The sequence below is a fragment of the Methanomethylovorans sp. genome, from assembly GCF_041305605.1.
GTDB lineage: Archaea > Halobacteriota > Methanosarcinia > Methanosarcinales > Methanosarcinaceae > Methanomethylovorans.
In genome coordinates, this window is the sequence record NZ_JBFYLB010000069.1 from 1 (window position 1) to 8,967 (window position 8,967).

The 8,967-nt window shown below is 42.1% G+C and carries 7 protein-coding genes; 5 read left to right on the top strand and 2 right to left on the bottom strand.

Annotated elements, in window-relative coordinates; genetic code table 11:
- From ACCM36_RS04460 to ACCM36_RS04475, 4 genes are all read left to right on the top strand, one after another.
- A partial coding sequence (locus ACCM36_RS04460; RefSeq protein WP_370572537.1) for an ATP-binding protein occupies positions 1-962 on the top strand: 962 nt, incomplete at its 5' end.
- Positions 963-1,143: 181 nt separating this feature from the next.
- Positions 1,144-1,722, top strand: coding sequence for a helix-turn-helix domain-containing protein (locus ACCM36_RS04465; protein ID WP_370572538.1), 579 nt, complete (start codon positions 1,144-1,146; stop codon positions 1,720-1,722).
- 13 nt (positions 1,723-1,735) lie between these two features.
- Positions 1,736-2,146 (top strand): acyl-CoA thioesterase, encoded by a 411-nt coding sequence (locus ACCM36_RS04470; RefSeq protein WP_370572539.1) that lies wholly within the window; start codon positions 1,736-1,738, stop codon positions 2,144-2,146.
- Between the two features lie 32 nt (positions 2,147-2,178).
- A complete protein-coding gene (locus ACCM36_RS04475; RefSeq protein WP_370572540.1) occupies positions 2,179-3,828 on the top strand; it encodes an AMP-binding protein in 1,650 nt (549 codons plus the stop codon).
- Between the two features lie 28 nt (positions 3,829-3,856).
- Here the strand turns inward: ACCM36_RS04475 and ACCM36_RS04480 are convergent, their stop codons facing one another.
- A complete protein-coding gene (locus ACCM36_RS04480; protein WP_370572541.1) occupies positions 3,857-5,821 on the bottom strand; it encodes a DUF2341 domain-containing protein in 1,965 nt (654 codons plus the stop codon).
- Between the two features lie 325 nt (positions 5,822-6,146).
- Here ACCM36_RS04480 and ACCM36_RS04485 point away from each other — a divergent pair, with 325 nt between their 5' ends.
- Complete coding sequence (locus ACCM36_RS04485; protein ID WP_370572542.1) at positions 6,147-7,751, top strand: PAS domain-containing sensor histidine kinase; 1,605 nt, start codon at positions 6,147-6,149, stop codon at positions 7,749-7,751.
- A 586-nt stretch (positions 7,752-8,337) separates the two neighbouring features.
- Here the strand turns inward: ACCM36_RS04485 and ACCM36_RS04490 are convergent.
- Entirely contained in the window at positions 8,338-8,565 is a 228-nt protein-coding gene (locus tag ACCM36_RS04490; RefSeq protein WP_370572543.1) for a winged helix-turn-helix domain-containing protein, read from the bottom strand.
- Positions 8,566-8,967: the final 402 nt, after the last annotated feature.

The following is an 8,967-nucleotide window of genomic DNA, read 5'->3' on the forward strand; positions in this document are numbered from 1 at the left end:
ATGGTCAAAGTTTTCTGTTCAGGGATGTAAACCCTGCTGCAGAGAAACTCAGCTCCATCCATAAGAATGAAGTTCTTGGCAAGGACTTTACCGAGATATACACCGCCATGCACGGAAATAAGCTTATGGATGCCATTCACATAGTATGGGAAACCGGTGAACCTATCTTAATTCCAGAATTATACTATCGTGACAATCGTATTGAAGGCTGGAGAGAGATCTATGTTTATAGCCTGTCTTCCGGTGAGATAGTGATAGTCAGCAAGGACATAACAAAGAACAAAGAATTAGAAAGATCCCAGGAAAAGCTTACTGAAATGCTTATGGTCATCAACAAGATCCTGAGACATGATATTTCCAATGACCTTACTGTTCTTTCGATGTCATTGGACGTGTTTAAAGAAAACAATGACCCGCATTACCTGGAAATGTCCCATAAGGCACTTAACCGTAGTTTCAATCGCATACGTGAAATGAGAAAACTGGAAAATGTTATCGCAAACCAGCTGGAACTTAAACCATACGATCTACAAAAGGTAATAGCTGAGATTTCCAAAAATCATGCCATTGAAATAGAAATGAAAGACACGTGTGTAGTTATGGCAGATGAGGGACTGTATTCTGCAGTGGACAATATTATTGAGAACGCCGTAGACCATGGTCATGCCACTAATATAGAGATCACTGTCAATACAGAGAATGATGGAGCATGCAGTATGCGCATAGCCGACAACGGAGTGGGAATCCCTGCAGACATCAAAGGGTATATTTTCAAAGAAGGTTTCAGATATGGGACAACAGGCAACACTGGGCTGGGCTTATATATAGCCCGCATGGTAATGGATCGCTATGGCTCTATCACTGTGGAAGACAATCAGCCTTCGGGTGCAGCCTTTATACTCAACTTCAATATATCTCAGAAATCCGAGGCAGCAATGGAAAAAGCTGTACCTGCTGTGTGAGATGTTCTCTGGTGGTAGTGAGATATTGGATTTTTCTTATATCCTATAAAAACTAAAAGACTGATAATTAGTATTATTACTCTGATAAAGGCCTCGTAAACGCTGTTTAAATGGATAATTTTTTAAATCACCATCGCGTATGACTTCAGACCAGTATACTCTAACGAGAAGAGGTAGGAACATGTCAGAGAAGAACCTAGTCGGTAACAAGATCCGTCAGTTGCGCGAAGCGCGGGAAATGTCAGTTGAAGAGCTGGCAGTAGCAAGTCACAGCAGTGTGGAACTTATACAGCAGCTTGAAAATGGTGCTCTTATACCCTCATTGACACCCCTTTTACAAATTGCCCGTGCTTTGGGAGTGCGCCTGGGTACTTTCCTTGATGATGCTACACAGACCTCACCTGTAATTGTAAGGGCCGGGAGATCAGAGCAGATCGTAAGATTCTCAGGCAACTGCCCAACCCCACAGAGGAGCACACTGGAGTTCTCAGCCCTGGCATCTAACAAGGTAGATCGTCATATGGAACCTTTCCTGATAGATGTGCACCCTCTAATGTGTGCAGATATCAATCTTTCAGCCCATGAAGGAGAAGAGTTCATCTATGTACTCAAGGGCCAGATCGAGATCATGTACGGAAAAGAACAGTACAAGCTCAATACCGGTGACAGTATCTATTACGATTCAGTGATCCCTCATCATGTACATGCATCCGGGGAGCACGAGGCACAGATCCTGGCAGTAGTGTATACTCCTCTTTAAAAAGGTGATCCGCATGTTCATAACTACAGTCACCCCCAGGTTTGGAGATGCCGATGGCCTGAGGCATATAAATAATATAGCGATCTCCGAATGGTTCGAAGAAGCTCGAAATCCTGTATTCAGGTTCTTCACACCTGACCTAAATCTTAGCTACGAGAAATGGAAGCTTATCCTTGCCAGGACCGAATTCGACTATGTCGGAGAAATGTACTACGGAGAGGATGTGGAGATCCGTACATTCGTTGCAAGGATCGGCAATTCTTCTTTCACGATAGGCCATGAAGCCTGGCAAAGAGGAGGACTGAAAGCAAAAGGCCAGGCTGTGACAGTTCATTACGATTTCCTGAACAAGAGATCTGTCCCGATACCGGATGATATCCGAAAAAAACTCCAGGAACACCTTATCACTGAAGGTAAGCAGTGAATGGAAGATCTTGATCGATAGAGGGATATGAAATGCCATTCACGAATCAAACGATAGGTGCATTTTTCGAGAATATTGTAGCGAACGACCCTGACAGAGAGTTCATGATATACCCTGACAGGAACCTGCGATTCACGTACAAAGAATTCAATGATCGCGTGAACACACTTGCCAAAGGACTGCTGTCCATAGGCATTGGAAAAGGAGATCATGTCGGCATATGGGCTAAAAATATCCCTGACTGGCTGACCTTTATGTTCGCCACTGCTAAAATAGGCGCTGTACTGGTGACGGTCAACACTTCGTACAAAAGCCACGAAGTGGAATATGTCATAAAACAATCCGACATGAAAGCCATAGCAATCATCGACGGATTCCGTGATGTGGATTATATAAGTATCATGTACGAGCTTGTGCCTGAGCTTAAGACACAGCAGCGTGGCAAGCTGCGAAGCCAGAGGTTTCCATGCCTTCAAAGCGTCATATTCATTGGCCAGGAAAAACACCGGGGTATGTACAACAGTACTGAGCTCTTACTGCTTGGCAAGCACGGGAACGATGAGGAACTCCACATGATCAAAGAGAACCTTGACTGTCACGATGTAGTGAACATGCAGTACACATCGGGTACAACGGGTTTTCCCAAAGGCGTCATGCTTACTCACTACAATATCCTTAACAACGGTTACTACATTGGAGAACGACAGAAATTTACAAAAGAGGACCGACTATGTCTTCCTGTACCTTTGTTCCACTGCTTTGGCATAGTTCTAGGAGTACTGGCAGTTCTTACCCACGGGAGTACGCTTGTCATGATAGAGCTGTTCGATCCTCTTATGGTACTGGCTGCCGTGGAAAAGGAGAAGTGTACAGCACTGTATGGTGTGCCAACAATGTTCATTGCAGAGTTCACACATCCCATGTTCAAAATGTTCGATCTTTCTTCTCTGCGTACAGGTATCATGGCAGGCTCCCCCTGTCCCATTGAAGCTATGAAGACTGTCATAGAACAAATGCACTGTAAGGACATCACCATAGCTTACGGACTCACAGAAGCTTCCCCTGTGTTCACTCAGACCAGTGTTACCGATCCAATAGAACGCCGTGTGAGTACCGTGGGTACTGCAATGCCGGAGATAGAAGTAAAGATCATTGACCCCAATACCGGTGAAACCGTAGGACCCAATCAGCAGGGAGAGATATGCTGCCGTGGCTACAATATCATGAAAGGATACTACAAGATGCCGGAAATGACCGCAAGGGCTATTGAGAAAGATGGATGGCTCCATAGCGGTGACCTTGCTACAGTGGACGAGGAAGGTTATTACAAGATAACAGGCCGCATCAAGGATATGATCATCCGTGGTGGAGAGAATGTGTATCCAAGAGAGATAGAAGAATTCCTGTATACCGTCAATGGAGTAAAGGATGCACAGGTGGTGGGCATTCCTGATGAGAAATACGGAGAGATAGTAGGAGCTTTTGTTATACTGAAAGACGGAGCACAACTTACGGAAGAGGACATCCAGGACTACTCACGCACAAAGATCGCCAGGTACAAAGTTCCAAAGCATGTATTCTTTGTGAAAGAATATCCACTTACCGCAAGCGGTAAAGTCCAGAAGTTCAAGCTAAGGGAACTTGCAGTGCAATTACTGGAAAATAAAAAAGAAGAGGCTTAAGCCTCTTTTGTCCACTTTCTATTTTTGTTTATCTTTTCCCTTTCTTCAAGTGGAACACAAAGGCAAATCCCAAAACCACAGAAACAATTCCAAACCCTGGAGTTCCCCTACTCTGCGACTCTTCCTCCTGTGCAGATCCTTCTTCGGTCATGGGAACCATCTGAGAATAATCGCTCTTTAGCGTCATGACAATACCTGTAAAGGCTGGATCATCTGTGTAGTAATCATAGAGACTTCCTATAAGTTCAGAGACCGTAGCATTCTCAGAAGGCAGAGAAGTGACCATCACATCGACCATTGCCTTACTATCAGCACCCCTTGCCTCTCCCATCTTCGAGGCCAGAGCATCTGCAACAGCACTCGTGGAATCGAGCTGATTATCAGCATCATAGGCAAGGAACACAAAGAGGTCTGCATTATTCGCAACATTGCCCAGTTCTGCCATATCATATGCTGCAGGCACATCCACTGCCAGAGGTATCTTGTTAGTTGTCGTTTGCCTTACTTCTTCAAGGAGCAACATATTATCCTGACATGCCTGTTCAGTGTTCTCTATGCAGGGATCGAGCGTGATATCTATACCATCAAAATCAGACAGGGACTTTGTATTATAATCCAGGATAGCGCTCACGGTAGAGATCAGCTGATCTTTTCCTGATGTTGCATTAGTTCCTTGCGGAATAAAGAGCATAGCGTACACCTTGATGTCATTTTCATGTGCAGTCTTGATGAACCGTTCAGACTTCCAGATAGTATCTTCTGTTGTCCTCAGGAACACCATATTTACACCGCTTGCATTGAACTGGCTAAGGATCGTGTCATCATACTCCTCTACATCAAAGTACCTTACAGACAGCACTTTTCCTTCAGGAAGGACCAATTCGGGAATCTCTGTCTCTTCAATATCCTCTACAGGCTGCTCTTCAGTTTGCGGCATTGGGAAACTTACAGTTGGCTCCTGAGAATTATACTGACGCACGAAAACATAATCTATAGCCATGTACCCCGTGTTAGGAGAACCATCGACATAAGTGTTGGATTTAAGGAATACTTTCATATTGGTTTCGGGGATGTAAGGTGTCTCCTCACTGGATACTATATCCATCCTGGTGTCCCTCACACCATTCTTGAACCATGCCACTTTGTTTACCTCATCTCCTTCCTGATACCAGGCAGTTTCCGAGATGTACCAGACATTATCCTGAACATTCACATCTGATAAGTCCCACGGATTATATCTCAGATTGGCTTTGTTATTCCTGATAGTCCATGTGATGAACGCTTCATTATTCAGTTCTGTCTGTGTGAGTATCCAGTTCTTTGTCTCACTTTGCGGGTCCACAAAACCTTGTTGAAGGATGGGACCTCTGGTATCTTCACCAGTCGTCACTTTTTTTCTTTTAACGACAAGACTGGAGTTTATCGGGAAGTCTTCCTTTGACTTGAGTACAGAAAAACCGTTCGGATGCTTTGCAGGCACGACAAGGTTACATACACCTGAACTGAATCCAATTTGACCACCTCCGTTGGTATTGGATTCCCATGTACTATATTCAAGACGTGAATTACTGAAATCATCAAAAAGTTCGAAGGTAGAAGCACCGGTGCTCATATCTTCTGCAAGGGAATTACCGTAATACATCTTGATCTCTGATTGCCCGTTAGCTTTAAGGAATGGAACTTTCACCCAGACAGATGCTGTTGCAGTATCCTGGTTCCAGTCTTCTATCCAGTAATTAAGCTGTTTTCCGCCGGATTCGAACCTTATATCTTTACCCTGTGGATCAGCTTTTGTGAAATCGAAGTTAGAACTGTCAAGTCCGATATTTACCTGATAGCCTGAATGATCCATGCCTGAATTCTCTTGAACATACAGAGTGGAACTGTAGTTCCATTCTCCTCCACCGGCCCCTGTCAATGCATGAGCGGACCCTGCCATTAACAAGAGAACAGCAAATAGATACGATAATTTTATGAGTGATCTTGCCATCATTTCATTCACCTTTTGAACATTGGCTTTCTTCTGAACATGAAAAGATAAGTAAAGGGAGCTAAAAGGATTTTAAAGCTCCTAATTGTTAAATAAGATCATCACTTATTAAATAGGTTACTTTTAATCCGGACATTTTGTGTGCGGATATTTTTCTACAGAATAATATATATATCCAAAATATCCATATATAAGTATAATATATACTAATCGCACTAAAAATACAATTTGTATCCCTGAAACTAAAGAAAATGATAGGAATGTTTCCCGGTGGGTAGGGAAACAAGGACACATGATGATATCTGATTGCTTTTCAAAGGCCCAACCAATGGGTGATGAATATAAGAAATATATGAGAAACCCGGAACTTGAAAGGATAATAGACAGCATACCTGACGTTATTGGTATTCAAGGCCATGAACATACGGTTATCTGTTATAACCGGGCTGGGTATAAACTGCTACAAAAAGACCATGCTGAAGTATCGGGCAAGAAATGTTATGAACTTATAGGCCGTGAGAAACCTTGTGAAAGGTGTGCTACTTCAGAGGCATACCTGACAAAGAACCCTGCACAAACTCAAAAATATATTGATCATTTTGGTATGTGGTTCGATGTGCGAGCTTATCCTGTGCTTGACGAGAATGAAAATATCCAATACGTAGTGGAACATCTCCGTAACATAACAAGGGAAAAACAGATCGAAGACGAACTGGAAAAAAGCCGTGAAGATCTCGAATGCAGGGTAGAGGAGCGCACAAGGGAACTCTTCGAGGTCAATTCACTGTTAAAGCAGGAAAATGTAATCCGGAGAAAGGCTGAAACGCTAGCCATTGAGAACGAAAGGAAATACTGCAATATTTTTAAGAATTCCCTTAATGCCTTTGCCCTGCATCAGATAATAACAAACGAAGATGACAGGCCAGTAGATTACATTTTTCTGGACGTCAATCCGGCTTTTGAGAAATTGACCGGGCTTGCGGCCGTTGATGTTATTGGAAAAAAGGTTACAGATGTAATTCCTGGTATAGAAGGAACCGGTTTCCTTGAGATATACGGAAAAGTTGCTCTTGAGATGGAACCGATCCGTTTTACCAAATACTCAGCTCCTCTTAAAAAGCACTTTGAAATCTCAGCATTCTCATCTCAGAAAGGGCAGTTTGCAGTGACCTTCACTGATATAACTGAAATAAAAGAAGCAGAAAGAGTTCTCCTGGAAGCAAAAAAGATAGCTGAGAAAGCAAATCATACAAAGAGCGAATTCTTTGCAGGTATAAGTCATGAACTAAGAACTCCCTTGAATTCTATAATAGGATTTTCTGAACTCATGCTTACCCGGGAATATGGAGAGTTAACACCCGAACAGGAGAGATTCATCCTTAATGTACTAGGCAGCGGAAAGAATCTGCTGGAACTGATCAACGACATTCTAGACCTTTCAAAAATAGAATCCGGAAAGATGCTTATCTATTACGAGAATTTTTCCGTAGCCCAGGAGATCAATGAAACAAAAATATCGGTATATCCGTTAGCATTGAAGAAGAACATAAATCTTTACACTGATATTGACCCTGGAATCGGTAATGTCTGGGCAGACCACGGAAAATTCAACCACATTCTGCTTAACTTGCTGAGCAATGCAATAAAGTTCACTCCCTGCGGAGGGATTGTAACCGTCACAGGCAGAGTTAAAGATGATGAATTGGTCATTTCTGTACAAGACAGCGGGATCGGGATAGCAGAAAGTGAGAAACAGAAATTGTTCAAGTCTTTTGTACAACTGAACTCTCAGGGAAAACACCCCAAGGAAGGCACAGGTCTTGGACTTGCCCTTGTAAAAGAGTTCGTGCAAATGCAGGGTGGAAGAGTGTGGGTGGAAAGCGAAATGGGTAAAGGCAGTACTTTTACGTTCACACTTCCTCTGCTGCAATAAGAGAACTGTGAATATACTTCATCTCAGGTGTGCAGTGCCCGGCATAGTCACTGGATACATTTTATGTTTTGCTCAAGCAGTTGTAATTTATTCCAGTGCATGATCAATTCCAGGTTCGGTTTTGTTTACCTCACTTTTTCTGTTCTTCACCGGGTGTTATTTTTAGCACTCCTATGAGCATCTACAATATCAAAAAGTGTTTTTCGATGGATTATATGCCCGTCCTTTACAGTTTCCAGGCTATCGGTGAAACTCGCTTTCTAACCAATGGATGAATTATTGTCTTATTGTGACAAACGTTCCAATCTTTAAGTCTGCTTAGGACAGCATATATAAAATGCTTAAGATAGAGACTTTGCAGAAATTCTCGATATTCAAACGAAGATTCAAATGAACACTGTTCTAAAATATACTGCCAGATATTGATGGCAAATGCCCATTTTACTGGTTGATCTTGATTTGGAGAGGTTTTCCACAGAGCCACAAATTCAACATACTAAATCAACCTAATCAGCTCACAGCTTGGTTTCTTTATTTTGGTAATTCCTATTTCAAACTATGTTACCCGGAAGCTTAAATTACAAATTTATCCTTTCAGTTTTATTGTACAGCTATTACCCTTCTTTTGCACGAATATCTTATCTTCCCTTGCAAGCCATCCGATTGCCATTAAGACTATCTGCGAATCAAAACCGCTTTTTTTGAGTGCAATCTTCATGTTAGCCAGGTTGGACTCCCCCTTCTCAAGAAGCTGGTAAACATGGCCAGCTGCATCTCCTATACTAAAACATACCTCACTCATATTCTTACCCATGTTACATCACTTTATATTACTAAGTTATATACTTTTATATTGTTGCCTAAAATGGTGTCCCGGCAAAATTTTGTCCTTACCAGTTCCCAAGATAATTTAGAAAAAGATTTGCAAAGCATTCGTTAAAATGTAGGGTATTGCTACGTGACGAGCGGATATTCGTGAAGTACTAAATATGATCGATAATTTCTTTGCTTCACATACCCCAGTAGATTTATATCGCAATTGCACCTATTCTTATATAAGTCTGGAAGTACAAAGTGAAATTGTGGGGTATTTCCGGATTTCTCCTGTGTGGATACTCTTTCGTTTATCTTGGAGTATTTTAAGTACGACCTAAGTTTTAAACGTTAGAGTTTTTAATGTATTAATGGGGGTTTATATATGGACAAAATGACAAAA